We start from the raw sequence: 21,369 nt of genomic DNA, 5'->3' as shown, positions 1-21,369 counted from the left end.
TCTTATTTGTTTCGGTTGCACATCGGGAAGCCAAGGGCTTCACGGGACGCATAGTAAGCTTCTGCAACGGCTTTGGTCAGGGTACGAATACGCAGAATGTAGCGCTGACGTTCAGTCACGGAGATCGCTTTACGGGCGTCCAGCAGGTTGAAGCTGTGGGCGGCCTTCAGAATACGCTCATAGGCGGGCAGCGGCAGCGGAGTCTCCAGCGCCAGCAGCTGCTGGGCTTCTTTCTCGTACTGCTCGAAGCAGGTGAACAGGAAGTCCACGTCCGCGTATTCGAAGTTATAGGTGGATTGCTCCACTTCGTTCTGATGGAACACGTCGCCGTAGGTGGTTTTACCCAGCGGGCCGTCGCTCCAGACCAGGTCGTAAACGCTGTCTACGCCCTGAATGTACATGGCCAGACGTTCCAGACCGTAAGTGATTTCACCGGTGATCGGCTTACATTCCAGACCGCCAACCTGCTGGAAGTAGGTGAACTGCGTCACTTCCATACCGTTCAGCCACACTTCCCAACCCAGACCCCAGGCACCCAGCGTCGGGTTTTCCCAGTTATCTTCCACGAAACGGATGTCGTGGATGGTTGGATCCATACCCAGCTCTTTCAGCGACCCAAGGTACAGCTCCTGAATATTGTCCGGTGATGGCTTAATGACCACCTGGAACTGATAGTAGTGCTGTAAGCGGTTCGGGTTTTCACCGTAGCGACCATCGGTCGGACGACGGGATGGCTGCACATAAGCGGTCGCCATTGGCTCTGGCCCCAGCGCGCGCAGGCTGGTCATCGGGTGTGAGGTGCCGGCGCCGACTTCCATGTCCAAAGGTTGAACAATGGTGCAGCCCTGACGAGCCCAGTAATCCTGTAAGGTCAGGATCAGGCCCTGGAAGGTCTTAGTATCGAACTTTTGCATAGTATTTCGTGCTGGATACGTGTGGTTTTAAATGGAAGGGATCAGTATACCCGTCGGATGCAAGATATACAGTACGAAACGGCGTTGTTTAGGGAAAATTGGGAAATAAGCATAGCTGACAACGCCCTCGGGGCACAGCCAGCTCATGACGCGACGGCCTTAACGCATCGAAAGATGTAAAAAATGGCCTTCTGGGTCAAAAGAACAGATGAAACTCTCATTGCGGGCAGTGAAGCCCTGCATTTCATAGCTACCCTGGAACTGTTCGAATGCGGTGACGTCGATTTTTTGCGCACCGGTATTGTAGCGCTGAGCCGCCCGATCCTTACACAGCTGTTCCATGTCCAGCGAACGCACCGGACTGACTTTCTTCGTTTGCGCTTTTTGCGCGGGGGACGTCTCCTGAGCCGCGCAGCCGGCCAGTAACGCGGGGATCAGGATCCACATTGCACGCATCATCATTTTTATTACCGCCCTGTGCTGTGGCTATTATTTTTAAACTCTAAACTTTATAGATTATGGCCCGGCATTCTGCGAATCTCACCGCCCGGGCACAAGCAGGGCGATGCAAACTCAGAATTTTCCAGTGAGCGTCTTTAGCAATACCACAGTCAGACTCTTTTTAATGCGAAAACAGAGGGATGGATGCAGGAAAAAATTAACTGGATTGATAATCTGCGGGGAATTGCCTGTTTAATGGTGGTGATGATCCATACCACGACCTGGTATATCACCAATGCCGCAAGCGTCAGCCTCGTTAACTGGGATATCGCCAATATTCTCAACTCCGCTTCACGCGTGAGCGTGCCGCTGTTTTTCATGATCTCCGGCTATCTCTTTTTTGGCGAGCGCAGCGCGCAATCGCGCCACTTTTTACGCATCGGGCTGTGTCTGCTGTTTTACAGCACCGTGGCGTTCCTTTATATCGTGCTGTTTACCTCGATTAACAGCGAGCTGTCGCTGAAATACCTGCTGCAAAAGCCGGTGTTCTATCATCTGTGGTTTTTCTTCGCCATTATCGTCATTTACCTGCTCTCCCCGCTGCTGCAGGTGAAGAGCGCGAACGGCAAAATGCTGCTGGCGCTGATGATCGTGATCGGCATCGTGGCCAACCCCAACACCGTCTCGCAAAAAATAGGCGGATTTGAATGGCTGCCGATCAACCTGTATATCAACGGCGACACCTTCTATTACGTGCTGTACGGTATGCTGGGCCGCGCTCTGGGTATGATGGATACCCGTAAACGCTGGCTGAATGGGATTTGCGCCGCGCTGTTTATTGCTGCGGTTGCGATCATCTCCCGCGGTACGCTGCATGAACTGCAGTGGCGCGGCACCTTCGCCGACACCTGGTATCTCTACTGCGGCCCGATGGTCTTTATCTGCGCGGTGTCATTATTTACCCTAGTGAAAAACACGCTCAATGCACGCCCCCTGCCGCTGCTGGGGTTAATTTCGCGTAACTCACTGGGGATTTATGGTTTTCACGCGCTGGTGATCCATGCTCTGCGCACGCGTGGCGTGGAGTTAAAGAGCTGGCCGCTGCTGGATATTGTCTGGATATTCTCGGCCACGCTGGTGGTCAGTTTGCTGCTGTCTATGCTGTTGCAGCGGATTGATACGCGCAGGTTTGTCAGTTAAGCACGGCTTGCTTGCCCGGCGGCGCTTCGCTTGCACGGGCCTACAAGGCTGTGCAAACGAAACGCCACCCGGCAACGTTTCACGACATCAATGGCAGAAGCTGCTGATAGATCTTGCGGAACACATCGCGTTGCCCGGCATAGCGGGCATGACGCGCGGTATCAGGGATGTGCTGCTGTTCCAGCGCCAGCTGTGGCAGCAGCGCCGACAGCGGTTTATCCGGATTCATCGCGATCTGCGCCAGTCGCGCCGCACCGAGAGCAGGTCCGACGTCACCACCGGTACGGTAATCCAGCTGCTGACCGCTGATATCCGCCAGCATCTGACGCCAGTACGGGCTACGCGCCCCGCCGCCAATCAGCGTAATGCTGGTTGGTTTGAGTCCGCATTCATGTACTACATCCATGCCATCAGCCAGGGCATAACCTACCCCTTCCAGTACCGCGCGCGCCAGTTCGGCCGGACCGTGCTGATGGGTTAAGCCAAAGAACACCCCTTTCGCCTGCGGGTTGTTATGCGGCGTGCGCTCGCCGGAAAGATAGGGCAGGAACCAGAGGGTACCCGCGTTTTCATCGGCCTGTTGCGCAGCATCGAGCAGGGCCGGAACGCTGCCTAAGCCGGTCAGTTTTGCCGCCCAGTCCAGGCACGACGCCGCGCTGAGCATCACCGACATCAGATGCCATTTGCCGGGTAACGCATGGCAGAAGCTGTGCACCGCGCTGTCAGGGTTACTGCGATAACCGTCGCTGACGGCAAAGTAGACGCCGGATGTGCCCAACGACAGCATGGCCTGTCCGGCATCGGCCATCCCCACACCAACCGCGCCCGCGGCGTTATCACCGCCCCCCGCCACGACCGGAACGGCCGGCATATCCCACCGTTGCGCGACCGACGGCAGCAGCGTGCCGGTCTGCTCACAGCCTTCGAACAGAGCAGGCATATGGTCGCGGGTGAGATGGCAGGCGTCGAGCATCGTCTCGCTCCAGTCGCGTTTAGCGACGTCGAGCCACATAGTGCCTGCCGCATCGGACATATCGCTGGCGTACTCGCCGGTCATCCGCAGACGCAGATAATCTTTTGGCAGCAGCACCTTCGCCACCTGGCTAAAAATCTCGGGCTCGTGGCGCTGGACCCACAGCAATTTGGGTGCGGTAAAGCCCGGCATCATCAGGTTGCCGGTGATCTCCCGGGATGTCGGCACGCGTTCTTCCAGCAGGGCGCACTCTTCACCGCAGCGGCCGTCATTCCATAAAATGGCCGGACGCAAAACACGGTTGTCCTTGTCCAGCAGCGTAGCGCCATGCATCTGCCCGGCAATTCCCAGGGCTTTGACTTCCCTCAGCGAATGCTGCTCGCCAAGCGCCTTCAGAGCGCGATCCGTTGCCAGCCACCAGGCTTCAGGATCCTGTTCAGACCAGAGCGGATGTGGCCGTGAAACCTGCAATTTTTCTGTTTGCGCTGCCAGCACGTCGCCCTGTTCATTTAACAGAATGGCTTTCACACCCGATGTGCCAAGATCGATCCCGATATACATGCCCTGGGCTCCTTAAAATTGTAGGCCGGGCAAGCGTAGCGCCGCCCGGCGATACCCGTTACTTGTCGAACAGGTAATGATTCACCAGATTTTCCAGCAGCTCCTGATGACCACTCTGATGCTGCGGCGCCAGGTTATGCTGTTCAGCGTACTTCGCCAGTTCCGTCAGCGATAACTGGCCTTTCAAAATTTGCTGACCCAGTTCACTGTTCCAGCCGCCATAGCGTTTCGCCACGCGCTTATCCAGCTCGCCGTCTTCAATCATGCGGGCGGCCACTTTCAGCGACAGCGCCATGGTGTCCATCGCCCCAATATGACCATAGAACAGATCGTATTTATCGGTACTCTGACGGCGCACTTTGGCGTCAAAGTTCAGGCCGCCGGTGGTAAACCCACCCGCTTTAATGATTTCGTACATCACCAGCGCGTTTTCTTCCACGCTGACCGGGAACTGATCGGTATCCCAGCCCAGCTGCGGATCGCCGCGGTTAGCATCCACGGAGCCGAAAATGCCCAGCGCGATAGCGGAGGCGATCTCGTGGTGGAACGAGTGGCCGGCCAGGGTCGCGTGGTTGGCTTCGATGTTCACTTTGATCTCTTTTTCCAGCCCGAACTGCTTGAGGAAGCCGTACACCGTTGCCACGTCGTAATCGTACTGGTGCTTGGTCGGCTCCTGCGGTTTTGGCTCAATCAGCAGCGTGCCCTGGAAACCGATTTTGTGTTTATGCTCCACCACCATTTGCATGAAGCGGCCAATCTGCTCGCGCTCCTGGCGTAAATCGGTATTGAGCAGCGTTTCGTAGCCTTCGCGCCCGCCCCACAGGACGTAGTTTTCGCCGCCCAGCTGATGGGTCGCGTTCATCGCTGTCACGACCTGGGTGGCCGCCCAGCTGAACACTTCAGGATCCGGGTTGGTGGCAGCCCCTGCGCCATAGCGCGGATGGGTAAAGCAGTTGGCGGTGCCCCACAGCAGCTTCACGCCGCTCTGCTGCTGTTTTTCAGCCAGTACGTCGACCATCTGCGCAAAGTTATTCAGGTACTCTTTCAGCGAGGCGCCTTCCGGGGAGACGTCCACGTCGTGGAAGCAGTAGTAAGGCACGTTCAGCTTGTGGAAGAATTCAAAGGCAACGTCCGCTTTGCGCTTCGCCAGCTCAAGCGCGTCGCCCGGCTGCTGCCAGGGACGATCGAACGAGCCCACGCCAAACATATCGGCCCCGCTCCAGCAGAAGGTATGCCAGTAGCAAGCGGCGAAACGCAAATGATCTTCCATGCGCTTACCCAACACCAGCTCGTCCGGGTTGTAATGACGAAACGCTAAAGGATTAGAGGATTTCGGGCCTTCATAACGAACGCGATCGAGTTGATCGAAATAAGCTTGCATAGTGAGCTCCATAATCAGGGGTGCGGCGAAGAGTAGATACTGGAGTAATAGTGAATAGTGATCGCAGCTTGCTCAATTACGTTATTTCACACTGCTATTGAGAGAATGCACAAACGTGCGCTGGCTCGCAAAATCAATTTGCAGCCAAAGGAATTTCACAGCGTAAATTCCAGAATCATGTGTAATTAAGAAGTTATGTAATTTAAAATAAGATCGCGGTCATAAATTCGAAAATAAACCAAATATCATAACGAGAAGATAAAAATCTGTAATTGCCAGTCTGCCGTTCCCCGTTAAGAATTTGCTACGTCTCTTGCAATGATTGTTTCTTTTATCTCAGTTACCTAACCCTACAAAAGGCAATACAATTATGAAGATAAAGAACCTGTGCCTCACTCTTTGTGCATCGCTGCTGCTGGCGAGTACGGCGAGTCATGCAAAAGAAGTCAAAATCGGCATGGCGATCGATGACCTTCGCCTGGAGCGCTGGCAAAAAGATCGCGATATTTTTGTCAATAAGGCAGAAGCATTAGGAGCAAAAGTTTTTGTCCAGTCGGCCAATGGCAATGAAGAAACCCAAATGTCGCAAATCGAAAATATGATTAACCGCGGCGTCGATGTGCTGGTTATTATTCCCTATAACGGTCAGGTTTTAAGTAACGTGGTAAAAGAAGCCAAACGCGAGGGCATTAAAGTATTGGCCTATGACCGCATGATTAATAACGCCGACATCGATTATTATATTTCCTTCGACAATGAAAAAGTCGGTGAATTACAGGCGCAAAGCCTGGTAGCGAAAGTGCCACAAGGGAACTATTTCCTGATGGGCGGCTCGCCAGTAGACAACAACGCCAAATTATTCCGCGCCGGGCAGATGAAAGTGCTGAAGCCGTACATTGACGAAGGCAAAATCAAAGTGGTTGGCGACCAGTGGGCAGATGGCTGGCTGCCAGAAAACGCACTGAAAATTATGGAAAACGCCTTAACTGCCAACAATAACAAAATTGACGCCGTGGTCGCGTCTAACGATGCCACCGCTGGCGGCGCAATTCAGGCGCTCAGCGCTCAGGGGCTGGCCGGAAAAGTGGCGATCTCCGGGCAGGATGCAGACCTGGCCGGGGTGAAACGCATTGTGGCCGGCACCCAGACCATGACGGTGTATAAACCGATCACCGAGCTGGCCACCACCGCCGCAGAAATTGCCGTTGAGCTGGGCAATGACCAGCAGCCTAAAGCCGACACCAGCTTAAACAATGGCCTGAAAGATGTGCCGTCCCGACTGTTAACCCCTATCGAAGTCAATAAAGAGAACATTGACGCCACCGTTGTGAAAGACGGTTTCCATAAAAAAAGCGAACTGTAGTCCATCATCGCCCCTGCCTGGCGGGGGCGCATCGACTTGCACTGTTTTCCTTCGGGTCATGTGGGGCAGTTATGTCTTATCTCCTTGAAATGAAAAGCATCACTAAGGCGTTTGGCGCGGTGAAGGCCGTGGACAACGTCAGTCTGCGTTTAAATCCCGGCGAGATCGTCTCGCTGTGCGGTGAAAATGGCTCCGGCAAATCGACGTTAATGAAAGTGCTGTGCGGCATTTACCCCCACGGCAGCTATGACGGCGAAATTATTTTTTCCGGCGAAGCCCTGCAGGCCACGCACATCCGCGATACCGAACGTAAAGGCATCGCCATCATTCACCAGGAGCTGGCGCTGGTGAAGCACCTCACCGTGCTGGAGAACATCTTCCTCGGCGCCGAGATCGCCCGTCACGGGGTGCTGGATTACGACACCATGACCCTGCGCTGCGAAAAGCTGCTGGCACAGGTGAGCCTGGCGATCTCTCCCGATACCCGGGTGGGCGAGTTAGGTTTGGGGCAACAGCAGCTGGTGGAGATCGCCAAAGCGCTCAACAAACAGGTGCGCCTGCTGATCCTCGATGAACCGACCGCTTCGCTGACGGAACAGGAAACCGCGGTATTGCTGGACATCATTCGTGACCTGCAAAACCACGGTATTGCCTGCATTTACATCTCCCACAAGCTCAACGAAGTGAAAGCTATTTCGGACACGGTCTGCGTCATTCGCGACGGGCAGCATATCGGCACCCGCGAAGCGCAGGGAATGAGCGAGGATGACATCATTACTATGATGGTGGGCCGGGAGCTCACTGCGCTCTACCCAAATGAACCGCATACCCTCGGGGAGGAGGTGCTACGCGTGGAGCATCTCACCGCCTGGCATCCGATCAATCGTCATATCAAACGGGTGAACGACGTCTCCTTCTCGCTGCATCGCGGTGAAATTCTTGGCATAGCCGGGCTGGTCGGCGCCGGGCGTACCGAGGCCGTGCAGTGTCTGTTCGGCGTCTGGCCCGGTCGCTGGGAAGGCCGTATCTTTATTGACGGGCAGCCGGTCGATATCAAAAACTGTCAGCAGGCGATTGCCCACGGCATCGCGATGGTGCCGGAAGATCGTAAGAAAGACGGCATCGTGCCGGTGATGGCGGTAGGTAAAAATATCACCCTCGCCGCCTTAGATCAGTTCAGCGGAAAGCTAAGCAGCCTTGATGACGCCGCCGAGCAGCACTGCATTCTGCAGTCCCTTCAACGGCTGAAGGTCAAAACGTCTTCCCCGGATCTCGCCATTGGTCGTCTTAGCGGCGGCAATCAGCAGAAGGCCATTCTTGCCCGCTGCCTGTTGCTCAACCCGCGCATCCTGATCCTTGATGAACCCACCCGCGGGATCGATATCGGTGCGAAATACGAAATCTACAAGCTGATCAACCAGCTGGTTCAGCAGGGTATTGCCGTAATTGTGATTTCGTCAGAGCTGCCTGAAGTGCTGGGTCTGAGCGACCGGGTGCTGGTGATGCACGAAGGAAAACTGAAAGCCAACCTGAACAACCAGAACCTGACGCAGGAACAGGTGATGGAAGCCGCATTAAGGAGCGAACGCCATGTCGAAAAGCAATCCATCTGAATTAAAAGCCACGGCGCCCGCACCGGGTCTGTTTTCAGGGTTGAAAGCGCTTAATCTGCAGGTCTTTGTCATGATTGCCGCCATTGTAGCGATCATGCTGTTCTTTACCTGGACCACTGACGGCTCGTATCTCAGCGCCCGTAACGTCTCCAACCTGCTGCGTCAGACCGCCATTACCGGCATTCTGGCGGTGGGGATGGTGTTTGTGATTATCTCGGCGGAGATCGACCTCTCCGTAGGTTCGATGATGGGCCTGCTCGGCGGCCTGGCGGCGATTTTCGACGTCTGGCTGGGCTGGCCGCTGCCGCTCACCATCGTGGTTACCCTGCTGCTCGGTTTACTCCTCGGCACCTGGAACGGCTGGTGGGTGGCCTATCGTAAAGTGCCGTCGTTTATCGTCACCCTGGCGGGGATGCTGGCCTTCCGCGGCATTCTGATTGGCGTGACCAACGGCACCACCGTCTCTCCCACCAGCGCCTCCATGTCGCAGATTGGTCAGAGCTATCTCTCCAGCGGGGTCGGTTTTAGCCTCGGCGCAATTGGCCTGATGGCGTTTGTTGCCTGGCAGTGGCGGAGCAGAATGCGTCGTCAGTCCTTAGGGTTAGCCACGGCGCCATCCACCTCGGTGGTCGGACGCCAGGCGCTGACGGCGGTGATTGTCCTCGGGGCGATCTGGCTGCTGAACGACTATCGCGGCGTGCCGACGCCGGTGCTGCTGCTGGTTCTGCTGCTGCTGGCCGGGATGTTTATGGCCACCCGCACCGCCTTTGGTCGGCGCATTTATGCCATCGGCGGCAACCTCGAAGCCGCGCGCCTGTCCGGCATCAACGTTGAGCGCACCAAGCTCGCGGTCTTTGCCATTAATGGCCTGATGGTCGCCGTGGCGGGTCTGATCTTAAGCTCGCGCCTGGGGGCAGGCTCGCCGTCGGCAGGGAACATTGCCGAACTCGACGCCATCGCTGCCTGCGTCATTGGCGGAACCAGTCTGGCGGGCGGGATCGGCAGCGTCGCCGGGGCGGTGATGGGTGCCTTTATTATGGCGTCGCTGGATAACGGAATGAGTATGATGGACGTCCCGACATTCTGGCAGTATATCGTTAAGGGTGCCATTCTGTTGCTGGCAGTATGGATGGATTCCGCGACCAAAAGGCGCGCCTGAGGATGCTTTATCGTCTGTCACTGATTCTGGAAAAAGAGCGCCATGTTTGAGAAGCGTCACCGCATAACGTTGTTATTCAATGCCAATAAAGCTTATGACCGTCAGGTTGTAGAGGGTGTGGGTGAATACTTGCAGGCGTCGCAGTCCGAGTGGGATATCTTCATCGAAGAAGATTTCCGGATGCGTATCGATAATATTAAAGAGTGGCTGGGCGACGGCGTTATCGCGGATTTTGACGATGCCGTTATCCAGCAGCTACTGGTGGATGTCGACGTCCCCATCGTCGGCGTCGGCGGCTCCTACCACAAGCCGGAAAATTACCCTCCCGTGCACTATATCGCGACCGACAACCACGCTCTGGTGGAGAGCGCCTTTCTCCATCTGAAGGAGAAAGGGGTACACCGCTTCGCCTTTTATGGCCTGCCCGTCTCCAGCGGCAAAGGCTGGGCGGCGGAACGTGAGTATGCGTTCTGTCAGCTGGTGGCAAAGGAGAAGTATCGCGGCGTTGTCTATCAGGGGCTGGAGACGGCCCCGGAAAACTGGCAGCACGCGCAGAATCGTCTCGCCGACTGGCTGCAAACCCTGCCGCCGCAGACCGGGATTATCGCCGTGACCGATGCCCGCGCCCGGCACGTGTTACAGGTGTGCGAGCATCTGCACATTCCGGTACCGGAAAAGCTGTGCGTCATTGGTATCGATAATGAGGAACTAACGCGTTACCTGTCACGGGTGGCGCTCTCCTCCGTGGCCCAGGGAACGCGTCAGATGGGCTATCAGGCAGCCAAGCTACTGCACCGGCTGCTGGATAATGAAAACCTGCCGCTGCAACGGCTGCTGGTACCGCCGATGCGCGTTGTGGAGCGGCGATCGACCGATTACCGTTCACTGAACGATCCGGCGGTGATTCAGGCGATGCACTACATTCGTAACCACGCCTGTAAAGGCATCAAAGTGGACCAGGTGCTGGATGCGGTAGGGATTTCACGTTCAAATCTGGAGAAGCGTTTTAAAGAAGAGGTGGGCGAGACGATCCATGCGGTGATTCACGCCGAGAAACTGGAGAAAGCCCGCAGCCTGCTAATTTCGACGTCGCTTTCGATTCATGAGATTTCGCAGATGTGCGGTTATCCCTCTCTACAATATTTCTATTCGGTATTTAAAAAAGAGTATGACACCACGCCGAAAGAGTATCGCGATCGCTACAGTGAAGTGCTGATTTAAATAAAAAAAGGCCTCCCGGATGGAAGGCCTTTTTTACTATTACATATGTGCGGCGATTAAGCGCTGGTTATCCTGGTACATCGCAAACAGATAGTTGTTATAGCGTTGGCCCTGGGTTGAGTAACCTTTCAGCTTATGGATCATGGTGCTTGCCGTCACTTCCTGGTCTGCTTTACGCAGCTGCGCGCGCGACTTACGGAAGGATTTATAAGCAGGATGCGTGTTCAGATTCACAACATAAGCATTCACGGAATCTTTTACCGATTCAAACTGTGAGTAGCCTTTCACCTTGCCCGGCGCATTGTTACAACGCCCTTTCGCACATTTCATGCCGAAGAGGTTGTTATTACTGCGCGCCAGCTTCGAGGTACCCCAGCCACTTTCGGCTGCAGCCATCGTTGCGACCATGCTGCCTGGAATAATATCTACGCGCTCTAAGAGAGAGTTCCACGGCACACGACGCGTGTTTCCGTTCCAGCTCACCTTATAGCGTTTCGAAATTTCTTTCAGACGCGTGCGTTCTGATGGCGACCAGCGGCTATCGTACTGCTTGGAGATCAACCAGTTACGATCCGCCGTAATCGCGGCATTTTGACTTGTAATATAAGGCATTACCGTCCGGAGAAACGCTTTTTTCCTTGGTGTCCCGGAAGGGTATTTTCGCAAATCAGGAAGTGAACTACTCTTTGCACTATTGCGAGAATACTCTTGTTTACTGCTAACCTTACTACTTGTCGTCTTTATGACGTGGGCCTTCTTACTCGTTGTATCCGTGTGCGTCTTCGCAAGCACCTCACCAGAAATTGCCATGGTGAGTAACATGAGTATCGCGGCCCCATATCGTCGAATGGGAGTCGATATCATTAAGTCTCCTGGTCGGATAGAAACATTCCAACACCTTATTTTTTTCGTAAAATGAGAAGCGAATCTCAGATCCTAGCAAAAATAGACGAGAAGAGCATTCAAAGAAATAGTCTAAATCCGAAACCCTGTCATCCAGAAAGCGTTCGCTTAAGCATCATTTTCACCAAAATGTGCTCAATATCGCAGTTAATACGCCCGTTTAGCGTGAGATCACTCACCCTCATTGCTCCTCCCTGCGCGATAGCGCCAGGGGAGGAGTTAGCCTTCTACAATAGATGGCAAACTGAGCAAAACGCTGTGACAGGAAACCGGTATGAAACATTCCGCTCTCGCTCTTCTCCTCTTGCCTGCCATGGCCAGCGCCGACTGGTCAGCCCCGGGTTTTCCGACCTTTACGGCTGAAGGCTCGGGGGTCTTCACGGCACAGGCAAAGCTGACGAAGGGTATCCGCCCGCTGACGGTGAATCTTGACAAGACGTGCTGGCAGCCTACAAACGCGATAAAACTCAACGAGATGATGTCACTCAAGCCGTGCGAAGGGGATCCGGTGCAGTGGCGACTGTTCCGCGACGGTGATTATCAGGCACGGATTGATACCCGCTCCGGCACGCCTACCCTGATGTTGACCGTCGCCAGCGAGAGCGAAAAAGCGGTAACCAACGTGGTGCGCCAGTGCCCGAAATGGGACGGCACCCCCCTGACGGTCGACGTCAGCAACACCTTCCCGGAAGGAAGCGTGGTGCGTGATTTTTACAGCAAACAGACCGCCACCGTGCAGCAGGGCAAAATCACCCTGCAACCCGCCCCGGACAGCAACGGCCTGCTGTTACTGGAGCGTGCCGGGACGGACAAACCCGCCCCGTTCAGCTGGCAAAACGCCACCGTCTATTTTGTCCTGACCGATAGGTTTGAGAATGGCGATCCGGGCAACGACAACAGTTACGGACGCCATAAAGATGGCATACAGGAGATCGGCACCTTCCACGGCGGCGACCTGAAGGGGCTCACCAGCAAACTGGATTATCTGCAACAGCTCGGCGTCAACGCCCTGTGGATCAGCTCGCCGCTGGAGCAGATCCACGGCTGGGTCGGCGGCGGCACCAAGGGTGACTTCCCCCATTACGCCTATCACGGTTACTACACCCAGGACTGGACCCGACTCGATGCCAACATGGGCACGGAAGACGATTTACGCCAGCTGGTGGATGAAGCCCATCGTCGGGGGATCCGCATCCTGTTTGACGTGGTGATGAATCACACCGGTTATGCGACGCTGGCCGACATGCAGGAGTACCAGTTCGGCGCACTCTATTTACAGGGTGATGAGCTGAAGAAAACCCTGGGTGAACGCTGGACCGACTGGAAGCCTGCCGCCGGACAGAGCTGGCACAGCTTTAACGACTACATCAATTTTAGCGACAAAGCCGCATGGGAAAACTGGTGGGGCAAACAGTGGATACGCACCGACATTGGCGATTACGACAACCCCGGCTTCGACGATCTGACCATGTCGCTGGCCTTCCTGCCGGATCTGAAAACCGAATCCACCACTCCTTCGGGCCTGCCGAACTTTTATCGCCATAAACCCGACACCGGGGCAAAAGCCGTCGATGGCTACACGCCCCGGGACTACCTCACCCACTGGCTGAGCCAGTGGGTACGGGAATACGGGATTGACGGTTTCCGGGTCGATACCGCCAAGCACGTGGAGCTGGCAGGCTGGCAGCAGCTGAAGGACCAGGCCAGTGACGCGCTAAAAGCGTGGAAAGCGGCCAACCCGGAGAAAAAACTCGACGATGCGCCCTTCTGGATGACCGGTGAATCCTGGGGTCACGGGGTGATGCAGAGCGATTACTACCGTCACGGCTTCGATGCGATGATCAATTTTGATTATCAGGAGCAGGCGGCGAAAGCGGTAGATTGCCTGGCCGATATCGACCTGACCTGGCAGCAGATGGCAGAAAAGCTGCAGGGCTTTAACGTCCTGAGCTACCTCTCTTCCCACGATACGCGTCTGTTCCGCGAGGGCGACCAGCGGGCGGCAGAGCTGCTGTTACTCGCGCCGGGCAGCGTGCAGATATTTTATGGTGATGAATCCGCCCGACCGTTCGGCCCGACGGGCTCCGACCCGCTGCAGGGGACGCGCTCGGACATGAACTGGCAGGATATCAGCGGCGCGCAGGCCGCCACCGTCGCCCACTGGCAGCGGCTCGGGCAGTTCCGCGCCCGCCATCCGGCAGTGGGGGAAGGAACGCAAACCACGCTGTCCCTGCCCCAGGGCTATGGCTTTGTACGTGAGCACCAGGGCGACAAGGTGATGGTGGTATGGGCGGGTAATCGCTGATCGTTACGTTCAGAATCCCTCTCCCGACGGGAGAGGGAAAATACAGCATAATTCACTGCCTGATGGTAAACTGATAACATAAAGCAATCATTCTGTCTTTCCACGCTGATTTGCACCTGCGCAGTTGTAGCGTTATGGTGAGCCACTCTTAGAACAAGCCCGACAGAACACCTGCTATGACTTTTTCACTTTTCGGCGACAAATTCACCCGCCATTCAGGCATTACCCGCCTGATGGAGGATCTCAACGACGGTCTGCGCACACCGGGCGCTATCATGCTCGGCGGCGGTAACCCGGCACAAATTCCGGAGATGAACGCCTATTTTCAGACGCTCCTTGCGGACATGCTGGAAAATGGCAAAGCCACTGATGCGCTGTGCAATTATGACGGCCCGCAGGGGAAAACCGAGCTGCTCGCTGCCCTGGCAGAGATGCTGCGCGACACCCTCGGCTGGGAGATCGAACCACAGAATATTGCACTGACAAACGGCAGCCAGAGCGCGTTTTTCTACTTATTTAACCTCTTCGCGGGCCGACGTGCCGACGGCACCACCAAAAAGGTGCTCTTCCCGCTGACGCCGGAATACATCGGTTACGCCGATTCCGGCCTTGAGGATGACCTTTTCGTCTCCGCACGTCCGAACATCGAGCTGCTGCCGGAAGGCCAGTTCAAATATCACGTCGATTTTGAGCACCTGCATATTGGCGAAGAGACCGGCATGATCTGCGTCTCCCGGCCCACCAACCCAACCGGGAACGTGATCACCGACGAAGAGCTGATGAAGCTGGATGCGCTGGCGAACCAGCACGGCATTCCGCTGGTGATTGATAACGCCTATGGCGTGCCCTTCCCGGGCATTATCTTCAGCGAAGCGCGCCCGCTGTGGAACCCGAACATTGTCCTGTGCATGAGCCTTTCCAAGCTGGGTCTGCCTGGCAGCCGCTGCGGGATCATCATCGCCAATGAGAAAATCATCACCGCCATCACCAATATGAACGGCATTATTAGCCTGTCACCGGGTGGGATTGGTCCGGCGATGATGTGCGAGATGATTAAGCGCAACGATCTGCTGCGTCTGTCGAATGAGGTGATCAAGCCTTTCTACTATCAGCGCGTACAAGAGACGATCGCCACCATTCGCCGCTACTTACCGGAAAATCGCTGCCTGATCCATAAACCCGAAGGGGCGATTTTCCTCTGGCTGTGGTTTAAGGACCTGCCGATCACCACCGAGCTGCTGTATCAGCGTCTGAAAAAACGCGGGGTGTTGATGGTACCGGGGGACTACTTCTTCCCGGGGCTGGATAAACCCTGGCCGCATACCCATCAGTGCATGCGCATGAACTACGTGCCGGACCCGGAAAAAATCGAAGCCGGCGTTAAAATTCTGGCAGAAGAGGTTGAGCTCGCCTGGCGGGAAAACGGCCAGTAACGTTTTACGCCAGATAACGCAGCCTTTCGGCGCGTAATCTGGCAGGATCGACGCAGCTTAACGCATAGGTGGGACAGGCCGCCACGCAGGCCGGTCCCGCTTCGCGGTGCGCGCAGCGGTCGCACTTCAGGGCCTGAACCTGCTCAGCGCTCCCCGTCACCTGCATAGCCCCAAACGGACAGGCGACCATACAGCTTTTACAGCCGATACAGCGCGCCTGATCCACCTGCCACACTCCCGCCTGCCGCTGGATGGCCTGCGTCGGGCAGACGTTGGCGCAGGGCGCATCTTCACACTGATGACAGGTGACCGCCGTGGTAAAGGTCCCGCCTTTCACCACCCGAATGCGGGAAGTAAACGTCCTTGCCGTCACGGCCGCACAATTCTGATCTTCCTGATGCGATACCACACAGGCCACTTCGCAGGTGCGACAGCCAATACATTTCGCCGGGTCCGCAACAATAAACGGGTTCATTGCCTGCTCCATCCTTGCTGAAAAAAATCAGGTTGCCAGAGGGTTCGGGTTGAGCGCCTTGATCAGACAGGGTAAAAGCCCCGATTTGTGCGCCCTGCCGTGAAAACTGGCCATCTGCCAAAGAACTCAGGCAGAATTGATGTGTTCTTTACAGTAGCGGCGTTTCCAGACTCCGGGCGTTAAACCTGTATGCTTGCGAAAGATTTGCCGGAAGTAGCCAGCATCGTTAAAACCGCAGCGGGTTGCTACCTCTTTCAGCGATACGGCATCGTTGAGCAACAGCTTCTCAGCGGCCCTGACACGCTGGCGGTGGATCGCCTCGGTCAGGGTCAGATTGAAGACCCGTCGAAACACCCGCCCCAGGTAGTCCGCGTTGCAGTGCAGCTCTTTGGCAAGCGTAGAGGTGGAGATCGGCAGATGAAACTGGGTGCCGATTAGCTGCCGCGCCTTCCACGCCAGATTCACTCCCGCTTCATCCGGCGGCAGTTCCTGCCCGGCCGCCAGGGAGAGCTGCTGCAGTATCAGCAGCAGAAGAAATTCCAGCGCCGGGCTGCGCTGAAGCTTCTCCTGCTCGGTCAGAAATTGCCGGAAAAGCGCAACCATTGCCTGCGGATCGCCGGTTTTTCCGTGCTGTTGTACAGACAGCAGCGTGCTCCTGGCAGAGGGCAGGCTCTGCTCGTCGACCTCAAAATGCAGCCAGTAAAAGCGTAAATCGGCGGGAAAATCCTCAATGCCCTTATGCAGACGATGCGGCCAGAGCAGTAGGCTCTCACCGGCATGCACCTCAAACACGCTCCCCTCCTCCTGGATCGTTAATGTTCCCTTTTCGACAAAAATCACTTCCCACGAATCGAGCTTGCGTGCCGGATGACGCCCCACGCCCCGGGAGATGAAATACCCGCCATTCTGGACCCTGATCGGAAGTACTATGGACAATTCGAGCATTGGCATTCACTTTTCCGCTATTAATAGACAATTTATGACGCTTTATTACTGATTATTAACAGATAATTTCCTTTCACCCCGATCGAAATCACATTTTGAGAATAAGGTCGGAATCCTCACCTTTTTATACTTTTCCCTTCCCTTGTTGAGGCCGGGGATCGGTGCAAAATTAATCGGGTACCTGACAAAACAATATAAAAAATCCGATAACCCGAGGAGTTACCTCATGACTTCCACTCCGATTACGCAGACAGAGATTGCCCGGCAGGCCGTCAACGAGCGCCTTTCAGTACGAGAAAAAATTGGCTACGGCCTGGGTGATGCGGGCGGGACGGTCATCACCTGTCTGATCATGAATTTTCTTACCTTCTTCTATACCGATGTCTTTGGATTAACCCCGGCGCTGGTCGGCACGCTGTTTATCGCCCTGCGCATTTTCGACGCCATATCCGACCCGGTGATGGGGATCATTGCCGACCGCACCCAAAGCCGCTGGGGACGCTTTCGCCCTTGGCAGCTGTGGGTCGCCCTGCCGATTGGCGCGATCGGCGTCCTGACCTTCACCGTGCCGGATGCCGGAATGGGAGTCAAAATCGCCTGGGCGTTCGGCACCTATCTGCTGCTCTCGGTGGGCTATACCGCCATCAACGTGCCCTACTGCGCGCTGATCAACACCATGACCACCCGCCACAGCGAGGTGCTCTCCTGTCAGTCCTGGCGCTTTGTGCTGTGCGGCGTGGCCGGTTTCCTGGTCTCGGTCGGCCTGCCGTGGCTGGTCTCGGAGCTCGGCCAGGGCGACACGGCTCAGGGGTATCAACTGGGCGTGGGGGTGTTGTGCGCCATTGCGGTGGTGATGTTCCTGTGCTGTTTCTTCTGGGTGCGTGAGCGCGTGCCGCTGGCAATGATGGGGAAATTTACCCTCAGGGAGCATCTCGCCGGTCTGCGCCAGAACGATCAGCTGCTGCTGATGCTGGTGATGTCCTTCCTGCTGATTAACGTCTTCAACATCCGTGGCGGCGGCTACATGTATTTCATCACCTACGTGCTGAAGGGCAGCACCGCGTATACCTCGCTGTTCTTCACCATGGTGACCTTTGCCGCCATTCTCGGGGCGGTGATCGTCAACCTGCTGTCGCGCCGCAGCGATACAGTCAAACTCTACTATTACACTAACCTGGTGCTGGCGGCACTGGCAGTGGGAATGTGGTTCCTGCCCGGCGGCCCGGCGCATCAGACCCTGTGGCTGGTGGTGATTCTGGCGAACGGAGTGATCCTCGGCTTTACCCTGCCGCTGCACTTCGCGTTAATGGCCTTTGCCGACGACTACGGCGAGTGGAAAACCGGCGTGCGCTCCTCCGGGATGAACTTCGCCTTTAACCTGTTTTTCATCAAGCTGGCCTGGGCATCCAGCGCCGGGATCATCAGCCTGGTATTCATTTTTGTCGCCTATCAGCCGGGCGCTGGTAACCAGACGGCCGCCTCGCTGCAGGGCATCACCACCATGGAAACCCTGCTGCCTGCCCTTTTCCATCTGCTGCTGGCGCTGGCGATCCGCAAGTGCCAGCTCAATAACCCGATGATGGCGCGCATTGCCACCGACCTGCGCCAGCGTCACGCTCAAGCCTGAGGAGAATATGATGTCCATAATGGAACCCGACCTGCATAAACTGAAAATCAGCGACCCGTTTCTGGGCCAGTATCAACAGCTGGTGCGGGATGTGGTTATCCCCTACCAGTGGGATGCCCTGAACGATCGCATCACCGAGGCCGAACCGAGCCATGCGATCGCCAACTTCCGCATTGCGGCGGGCCAGCAGAGCGGCGAATTTTACGGGATGGTCTTTCAGGACAGCGACGTGGCGAAATGGCTGGAGGCGGTCGCCTGGTCGTTGTGCCAGAAGCCCGACGCTGAGCTTGAAAAGACCGCCGACGAGGTGATTGAGCTGGTAGCCGCCGCGCAGTGCGAGGATGGCTACCTGAATACTTACTTCACGGTAAAAGCTCCGGACGAGCGCTGGACAAACCTGGCGGAGTGCCATGAGCTGTACTGCGCCGGGCACATGATTGAAGCGGGCGTGGCGTACTTCCAGGGCACCGGCAAGCGCCATCTGCTGGAGGTGGTCTGCAAGCTGGCCGACCATATCGACAGCGTCTTTGGTCCGGGCGAGCAGCAGCTGCACGGCTATCCGGGTCACCCGGAGATTGAGCTGGCGCTGATGCGCCTGTTCGATGTCACCCAGGAGCCACGCTATCTGGCGCTGGTGAAATATTTCGTCGAGCAGCGCGGGACTCAGCCGCACTTCTACGATATCGAATATGAAAAGCGCGGAAAAACCTCTTACTGGAACACCTACGGTCCGGCGTGGATGGTGCAGGACAAAGCCTACAGCCAGGCGCATCAGCCGCTGGCGGAACAGCAGACGGCCATCGGCCACGCGGTGCGCTTCGTCTATCTGATGACCGGCGTCGCGCACCTGGCCCGCCTGAGCCAGGACGAAAGCAAACGCCAGGACTGTTTGCGTCTCTGGAACAACATGGCCCAGCGCCAGCTGTATATTACCGGCGGGATTGGCTCCCAGAGCAGCGGCGAAGCTTTCAGCAGCGATTACGATCTGCCGAACGACACCGTCTATGCCGAGAGCTGCGCCTCGATCGGCCTGATGATGTTTGCCCGGCGGATGCTGGAGATGGAGGCCAACAGCCAGTACGCCGACGTGATGGAGCGGGCGCTGTATAACACCGTACTGGGCGGCATGGCGCTGGACGGGAAGCACTTCTTCTACGTTAACCCACTGGAGGTGCATCCGAAAACGCTGAAGTTTAACCATATTTATGATCACGTGAAGCCGGTTCGCCAGCGCTGGTTCGGCTGCGCCTGCTGCCCGCCGAATATCGCCCGGGTGCTGACCTCCATCGGCCACTACATCTATACCGTCCGTGAGGATGCGCTGTTTATTAACCTCTATATCGGCAACAGCATGACCTTCCCGGTGGGCGATGAGGAGTTAACGCTGCGCATCAGCGGCAACTACCCGTGGCAGGAGCAGGTCACTATCGAGATCACTTCCCCGGTGGCAATCGACCATACCCTGGCTCTGCGTCTGCCGGACTGGTGCGACAATCCGCAGCTGACGCTGAATGGCGACCTCGTCGCCGGCGAGGTGCGTCAGGGTTATCTCTACCTAACCCGCCGCTGGCAGGAGGGCGACAGGCTGCAGTTAACCCTGCCGATGCCGGTACGTCGGGTTTACGGGAATCCGCAGGTACGCCAGCAGGCCGGGAAAGTGGCGATTCAGCGCGGGCCGCTGGTCTACTGTCTCGAACAGGCGGATAACGGCGCCGGACTGCATAACCTGACCCTGCCCGCCGAGAGCGAATTTAAGCTCGTGGAAGGAAAAGGGATTTTTGCCCATAAGGTGCTGATCCAGACCCAGGGTTATGCCCGCCACGCCGCGAACGCAGAACAGCGACCGCTGTGGCAGTACGATCGCGCCCCGACCATGCAGCAGGCGCAGACCCTGACTTTTATTCCGTGGTTTAGCTGGGCGAATCGCGGCGAGGGAGAGATGCGCATCTGGGTGGATGAGGCGTAAGAAGAAAACGATTGAGGCTGCCCTCGTCCCTGAGGGCAGATTGCTGAAAGATCAGAACTTCCAGGAGAGACCGGTCATCAGCGCGAAGCTGTCGTCACGGTCGATCATCGGGCTGTTTTTCACGTCGTCAGGCAGTACGATATAGACCGCGCTGGCGTTCAGATAGAGGTTATGCGTCAGCGGGTATTTCGCCGCCAGGCCGATATAGGGAGTCACACTTTCACCGGCAGTGTACTGCTGCAGACCACTGCGGCGGGACTCTTTCGCAGAGACACCGTAGTAGTAATCGTTGAAGCTTTCGTCGTGGAAGAACACGCCCACCGACGGCGTCAGGGTCAGGCGCTCCATCCGGATCGGGTGGAAGTAAGACATCTCGCCCACCACGCCGCCGCTCTCGTCCATCGCATCGGCCGCCAGGGCAAACTTCAGGCTACCCCAGCTTTCGTGACGGTAGTAGGCCCCACCCAGCATCGCGGAGGCTTTACGCTCATCCAGCTGCTTCATCACGTGGTCGTCGTTATCTTCCGGGTCGAAGTGCAGCGGCATCCAGGAGGCGGTCAGGCTCAGTTCGTTTTTCGCATCTTTCCAGACGATCCAGCCGCCGGTGGTCTGACGCACGTAGAAATGTTCGCCTTCGTAGCTAATTAAAGGGGCAGCGGAGACGTTCTCGTTATAGCCTTTATAGGGTGATTCATTAAACACTGCGCCAGCGCCAACTGAAAAATCATCGGCCATTGCGGATGTCGCCGTAAATAAAGCGGCCGCGATGAGTAAATTCTTTTTAAACTTCATTGTTTGCAATCCATTAAATGTCATACGACGCGGCGCATAATAATGGTTACAAAAATCGCGATGCAAATGGGATATTTGTATAATATTATATATAAAT

The 21,369-nt window shown here is 56.3% G+C and carries 17 protein-coding genes; 9 read left to right on the top strand and 8 right to left on the bottom strand.

The window, feature by feature from the left end; genetic code table 11:
* Window positions 1-2: 2 nt before the first annotated feature.
* Window positions 3-914 carry a glycine--tRNA ligase subunit alpha gene (gene glyQ / locus ES815_RS10710; RefSeq protein WP_003860141.1) on the bottom strand — a complete coding sequence of 304 codons (912 nt, stop codon included), beginning with the start codon at window positions 912-914 and terminating at the stop codon, window positions 3-5.
* 159 nt (window positions 915-1,073) lie between these two features.
* Entirely contained in the window at window positions 1,074-1,370 is a 297-nt protein-coding gene (locus ES815_RS10705; protein WP_370462902.1) for a YsaB family lipoprotein, read from the bottom strand.
* 189 nt (window positions 1,371-1,559) lie between these two features.
* Here ES815_RS10705 and ES815_RS10700 point away from each other — a divergent pair, with 189 nt between their 5' ends.
* Window positions 1,560-2,555, top strand: a complete 996-nt coding sequence (locus ES815_RS10700; RefSeq protein WP_142487779.1) for an acyltransferase — start codon at window positions 1,560-1,562, stop codon at window positions 2,553-2,555.
* Window positions 2,556-2,634: 79 nt separating this feature from the next.
* On the opposite strand, the gene xylB is transcribed toward ES815_RS10700, so the two are convergent.
* Together xylB and xylA are read right to left on the bottom strand one after the other, a co-directional pair.
* Window positions 2,635-4,089: a xylulokinase gene (gene xylB / locus ES815_RS10695; RefSeq protein WP_142487778.1), complete on the bottom strand. Its 1,455-nt coding sequence runs from the start codon at window positions 4,087-4,089 to the stop codon at window positions 2,635-2,637.
* Window positions 4,090-4,147: 58 nt separating this feature from the next.
* Window positions 4,148-5,470, bottom strand: coding sequence for a xylose isomerase (gene xylA / locus ES815_RS10690; RefSeq protein WP_142487777.1), 1,323 nt, complete (start codon window positions 5,468-5,470; stop codon window positions 4,148-4,150).
* Window positions 5,471-5,840: 370 nt separating this feature from the next.
* Here xylA and xylF point away from each other — a divergent pair, with 370 nt between their 5' ends.
* The 4 genes from xylF to xylR all read left to right on the top strand — a co-directional run bounded on the left by xylF (window position 5,841) and on the right by xylR (window position 10,826).
* On the top strand, window positions 5,841-6,833 hold the full coding sequence (xylF, locus tag ES815_RS10685; protein WP_142487776.1) for a D-xylose ABC transporter substrate-binding protein: 993 nt from the start codon (window positions 5,841-5,843) through the stop codon (window positions 6,831-6,833).
* Between the two features lie 71 nt (window positions 6,834-6,904).
* A complete protein-coding gene (locus ES815_RS10680) occupies window positions 6,905-8,446 on the top strand; it encodes a xylose ABC transporter ATP-binding protein (protein ID WP_142487775.1) in 1,542 nt (513 codons plus the stop codon).
* Window positions 8,424-9,605 (top strand): xylose ABC transporter permease XylH, encoded by a 1,182-nt coding sequence (gene xylH / locus ES815_RS10675; protein ID WP_142487774.1) that lies wholly within the window; start codon window positions 8,424-8,426, stop codon window positions 9,603-9,605. The genes ES815_RS10680 and xylH overlap by 23 nt, the downstream gene beginning before the upstream one ends.
* Window positions 9,606-9,647: 42 nt before the next feature.
* Complete coding sequence (gene xylR / locus ES815_RS10670) at window positions 9,648-10,826, top strand: D-xylose utilization transcriptional activator XylR (protein WP_142487773.1); 1,179 nt, start codon at window positions 9,648-9,650, stop codon at window positions 10,824-10,826.
* A gap of 39 nt (window positions 10,827-10,865) precedes the next feature.
* Here xylR and ES815_RS10665 read toward each other — a convergent pair whose 3' ends face one another.
* A complete protein-coding gene (locus ES815_RS10665; protein WP_142487772.1) occupies window positions 10,866-11,690 on the bottom strand; it encodes a protein bax in 825 nt (274 codons plus the stop codon).
* Between the two features lie 313 nt (window positions 11,691-12,003).
* Here ES815_RS10665 and ES815_RS10660 point away from each other — a divergent pair, with 313 nt between their 5' ends.
* Both ES815_RS10660 and avtA read left to right on the top strand, forming a co-directional pair.
* Entirely contained in the window at window positions 12,004-14,034 is a 2,031-nt protein-coding gene (locus ES815_RS10660; RefSeq protein WP_142487771.1) for an alpha-amylase, read from the top strand.
* A gap of 176 nt (window positions 14,035-14,210) precedes the next feature.
* Window positions 14,211-15,467 (top strand): valine--pyruvate transaminase, encoded by a 1,257-nt coding sequence (avtA, locus tag ES815_RS10655; RefSeq protein ID WP_142487770.1) that lies wholly within the window; start codon window positions 14,211-14,213, stop codon window positions 15,465-15,467.
* 4 nt (window positions 15,468-15,471) lie between these two features.
* Here avtA and ES815_RS10650 read toward each other — a convergent pair whose 3' ends face one another.
* Window positions 15,472-15,942 (bottom strand): 4Fe-4S binding protein, encoded by a 471-nt coding sequence (locus ES815_RS10650; protein WP_142487769.1) that lies wholly within the window; start codon window positions 15,940-15,942, stop codon window positions 15,472-15,474.
* Between the two features lie 126 nt (window positions 15,943-16,068).
* On the bottom strand, window positions 16,069-16,887 hold the full coding sequence (locus ES815_RS10645; protein WP_142490043.1) for an AraC family transcriptional regulator: 819 nt from the start codon (window positions 16,885-16,887) through the stop codon (window positions 16,069-16,071).
* Between the two features lie 226 nt (window positions 16,888-17,113).
* On the opposite strand from ES815_RS10645, the gene ES815_RS10640 reads away from it, so the two are divergent.
* On the top strand, window positions 17,114-18,514 hold the full coding sequence (locus tag ES815_RS10640; protein ID WP_142487768.1) for an MFS transporter: 1,401 nt from the start codon (window positions 17,114-17,116) through the stop codon (window positions 18,512-18,514).
* Window positions 18,515-18,524: 10 nt separating this feature from the next.
* Window positions 18,525-20,480: a glycoside hydrolase family 127 protein gene (locus ES815_RS10635; protein WP_142487767.1), complete on the top strand. Its 1,956-nt coding sequence runs from the start codon at window positions 18,525-18,527 to the stop codon at window positions 20,478-20,480.
* Between the two features lie 51 nt (window positions 20,481-20,531).
* Here ES815_RS10635 and ES815_RS10630 read toward each other — a convergent pair whose 3' ends face one another.
* Window positions 20,532-21,272 carry a MipA/OmpV family protein gene (locus ES815_RS10630; RefSeq protein ID WP_142487766.1) on the bottom strand — a complete coding sequence of 247 codons (741 nt, stop codon included), beginning with the start codon at window positions 21,270-21,272 and terminating at the stop codon, window positions 20,532-20,534.
* Window positions 21,273-21,369 lie beyond the last annotated feature (97 nt).

Origin of the sequence: Leclercia adecarboxylata (assembly GCF_006874705.1) — a bacterium.
In the GTDB taxonomy this organism is placed as follows: domain Bacteria; phylum Pseudomonadota; class Gammaproteobacteria; order Enterobacterales; family Enterobacteriaceae; genus Enterobacter; species Enterobacter adecarboxylatus_C.
The sequence above is the reverse complement of the archived record's forward strand: the minus strand, read 5'-3'. Positions and strand labels throughout refer to the sequence as shown.

Bases quoted from the DNA above. Each gene is read 5' to 3' on its own strand.
- ES815_RS10680 (WP_142487775.1), top strand. From the start codon at position 6,905: ATGTCTTATCTCCTTGAAATGAAAAGCATCACTAAGGCGTTTGGCGCG.
- ES815_RS10660 (WP_142487771.1), top strand. From the start codon at position 12,004: ATGAAACATTCCGCTCTCGCTCTTCTCCTCTTGCCTGCCATGGCCAGC.
- ES815_RS10705 (WP_370462902.1), bottom strand. From the start codon at position 1,370: ATGCGTGCAATGTGGATCCTGATCCCCGCGTTACTGGCCGGCTGCGCG.
- xylA (WP_142487777.1), bottom strand. From the start codon at position 5,470: ATGCAAGCTTATTTCGATCAACTCGATCGCGTTCGTTATGAAGGCCCG.
- ES815_RS10665 (WP_142487772.1), bottom strand. From the start codon at position 11,690: ATGATATCGACTCCCATTCGACGATATGGGGCCGCGATACTCATGTTA.
- glyQ (WP_003860141.1), bottom strand. From the start codon at position 914: ATGCAAAAGTTCGATACTAAGACCTTCCAGGGCCTGATCCTGACCTTA.
- ES815_RS10630 (WP_142487766.1), bottom strand. From the start codon at position 21,272: ATGAAGTTTAAAAAGAATTTACTCATCGCGGCCGCTTTATTTACGGCG.
- ES815_RS10700 (WP_142487779.1), top strand. From the start codon at position 1,560: ATGCAGGAAAAAATTAACTGGATTGATAATCTGCGGGGAATTGCCTGT.
- xylR (WP_142487773.1), top strand. From the start codon at position 9,648: ATGTTTGAGAAGCGTCACCGCATAACGTTGTTATTCAATGCCAATAAA.
- ES815_RS10650 (WP_142487769.1), bottom strand. From the start codon at position 15,942: ATGAACCCGTTTATTGTTGCGGACCCGGCGAAATGTATTGGCTGTCGC.
- avtA (WP_142487770.1), top strand. From the start codon at position 14,211: ATGACTTTTTCACTTTTCGGCGACAAATTCACCCGCCATTCAGGCATT.
- xylB (WP_142487778.1), bottom strand. From the start codon at position 4,089: ATGTATATCGGGATCGATCTTGGCACATCGGGTGTGAAAGCCATTCTG.
- ES815_RS10640 (WP_142487768.1), top strand. From the start codon at position 17,114: ATGACTTCCACTCCGATTACGCAGACAGAGATTGCCCGGCAGGCCGTC.
- ES815_RS10635 (WP_142487767.1), top strand. From the start codon at position 18,525: ATGTCCATAATGGAACCCGACCTGCATAAACTGAAAATCAGCGACCCG.
- xylH (WP_142487774.1), top strand. From the start codon at position 8,424: ATGTCGAAAAGCAATCCATCTGAATTAAAAGCCACGGCGCCCGCACCG.
- ES815_RS10645 (WP_142490043.1), bottom strand. From the start codon at position 16,887: ATGCTCGAATTGTCCATAGTACTTCCGATCAGGGTCCAGAATGGCGGG.
- xylF (WP_142487776.1), top strand. From the start codon at position 5,841: ATGAAGATAAAGAACCTGTGCCTCACTCTTTGTGCATCGCTGCTGCTG.